Origin of the sequence: Psychrobacter sp. (genome assembly GCF_035469765.1) — a bacterium.
Taxonomy (GTDB): Bacteria; Pseudomonadota; Gammaproteobacteria; order Pseudomonadales; family Moraxellaceae; genus Psychrobacter.
On record NZ_DATIRM010000184.1, the window covers coordinates 1 to 2,551 of the forward strand.

Sequence of the window (2,551 nt, forward strand, 5' to 3'; positions counted from 1 at the left end):
TATTAATGATGAGCGTATCGCTGCCCATGAATCGAAGCACTTAACAGCAAATGATACGCTTGGGTTTGCAAGCTTTAATTTTCAGGTAAGTGTGTCAGTAGCTACTACTGTTATTCATGAGCAAGCAGTTGCAGATAAACCAACTTTGATGTTGAGTCCTGACACTGAGATAGCACTTATTGTTGAAGCAGAGCCAGTCGTTAAAGAAACCATTATCGAAAAGATATTACCTGTCGAAGAGGCTTTAGACACAATGCCTGTTGCTGCTTTGCAAGCAGAACCGATGGTTAGCGCCGCTAAAACAGATGAGCCAGTAATTGAAGAAACAGGCATCACTGATATCTTATCCGCCGCAGATAAAGCCGAACCTGTATTGAGCGAAGTAGAATATATTCCTACTGAAACCTCAAGTATCCCTAGTGTGGCTGCTGAGCACGAAGTAATAGAGTCTACCCCAACCGAAACTGCACCAGAAAAAGTCGCATTAACAGAGACTGTGCTGACCGAAACTACATCAACGCCTTCTACTCATCAAGAATCACTCGTAGAGCAGCCCGTCTTAGCCGATGAGCCTGTGCTACATAAAGCCGCTGTATCTGAAACCCTTTCAGAAGCGTCTCCTGTAAGTGAAGTGCCAATCGTTGAGGCAGCTATTGCGCCAGAGCATGACAAAACCACCAAAACCGCCTTGCAAGAAGAAGCAGATCCGGATGTACTGCGTGCAAAACAGGCTGCCACTTCACAATTTTCGGGCACTGCCAATTTAGAGCAATCTCGTGATTTGGGTACCACAGGCAATAATGCGATGGATCAAGCGCTCAACAATCCTGCTAATACAGGCGCGGTTGAAAAGACAACGAGTGGTGGTTGGTTTATATGGGTATTTATTGCCGTTATTATTATCGGTTTAGCGCTATGGTTGTTTAATACAGGCAGCGTGTAGATAGTCTTTGATAATAAAGCCATCTTAATCATGTGCTGTGCAATAATTACAGTTATTGTCAGCTCACTTCGAAATCTTAGCAGTACATAATTAGTAAGCTTTACCTATATTGGTTAGATGACCTTAGACTGCTAAGTGCTAATAATAATTGGTGGATTTACATAATTATTTTGAGCGTTAAGCAATAAATAGTCAGTTTAAAAGTAGCCTCTGCTTATATTTTTGGCTCACAAAATAGAGAGTTGGATAAAGAGGGGTAAAAGGGGTTGTTTAAGCGTAATAAAAATCCTATTATAATCAAGTGCTTGAGTTTTTTTATTAAAATAAAGGCAAAAAAAGCAAAAAAGGGCTTGCGTCTATCAGAATATTTGATAGAATAGCCACCACTTTGAGAGAACAAGCCGACTTAGCTCAGTTGGTAGAGCAACTGACTTGTAATCAGTAGGTCGCCAGTTCGATCCCGGCAGTCGGCACCATCTCTCTCAAAGTAGCTTTTTATGAATTGACTTTAAATTAAAGTGATTTTATATCAAGCAATCTAGGTGGGATTGGGGAGCGGTCAAACCCAACAGACTGTAAATCTGTCGCGAAAGCTTCGAAGGTTCGAATCCTTCTCCCACCACCATATTTGTATAATTTTGTCTTAGCGCCAAGCATACTCTTTATCAACTCATGACTCTTTATAAGAGCCAACCCAGATAAGAGTAAATGCGGGTGTGGTATAATGGTAACACCTTAGCCTTCCAAGCTAATGACGCGGGTTCGATTCCCGCCACCCGCTCCATATATGTACCATCGCACAAATCATCAATACTCATCACGACAGTCAGTTATTATTGCTGTATCGTGATATTTTTTTTAGTGCAACTTAGCGGTTGGCTAGAATATGCTCATATAGCTCAGCGGTAGAGCACTCCCTTGGTAAGGGAGAGGTCTTGAGTTCAATTCTCAATATGAGCTCCATTTATTGTTCAATCCTTTATATTTGCTTTGCTGATGTTTATCTACAGTTTAGTATTGGTATCAAAATTATAAAATATCGAAAATTATACATACAGTGTGGCAGAGAATAATTCAAAGGTGACACTGAGGTGTTGCCTTTTTGCGCTGTCAGTTTATTAGTAAGTGTTATCTTTGTTTAATAAATAAGCTGTGTAAAGGGTTAAATGAATAAGAGTTAGATAAAGTAGTGCAACAGCAGTACTGTATATTAACTTGTCATGTTCAATAGATTGAAAAGCACGTATAATGCCCCTATTTATACGCTTAACAGCTAAAATATCGAACGCAAAGATAGTATAGCGTTATAGCTAGTATTCTAATAGATATTAGTTTAATAGAAAAAACACAGTGTCAACGGTTTGATGGTCATACATCATAAGCCGTCAAACAGTTATTTACCGATCTTTGATTGATAAATATCCACCAAAAAAAGAGGAAATACCCATGGCAAAGGCCAAGTTTGAACGTCTAAAACCACCTGTTAACGTCGGTACCATCGGACACGTTGACCACGGTAAAACAACCCTTACCGCTGCTATCGCAACTGTAGCTGCAATCACTTCAGGCGGCGAAGCAAAAGACTACGCGTCTATTGACTCAGCACCA

Annotated in this window: 2 protein-coding genes and 4 tRNA genes; all 6 read left to right on the top strand. The window is 40.2% G+C overall.

The features are described 5' to 3' along the window. Positions 1-943, top strand: a 943-nt coding sequence (locus VLN09_RS05290; protein WP_325244377.1) for a peptide-binding protein, incomplete at its 5' end; no start/stop codon positions are given. 400 nt (positions 944-1,343) lie between these two features. Beyond that, positions 1,344-1,419 (top strand) — tRNA-Thr (locus VLN09_RS05295). 65 nt (positions 1,420-1,484) lie between these two features. Further along, positions 1,485-1,568, top strand: a tRNA-Tyr gene (locus VLN09_RS05300). Between the two features lie 85 nt (positions 1,569-1,653). Next, a tRNA-Gly gene (locus tag VLN09_RS05305) sits at positions 1,654-1,727 on the top strand. Between the two features lie 104 nt (positions 1,728-1,831). After that, a tRNA-Thr gene (locus VLN09_RS05310) sits at positions 1,832-1,906 on the top strand. 483 nt (positions 1,907-2,389) lie between these two features. Next, a partial coding sequence (locus VLN09_RS05315) for a GTP-binding protein (protein ID WP_325244379.1) occupies positions 2,390-2,551 on the top strand: 162 nt, incomplete at its 3' end.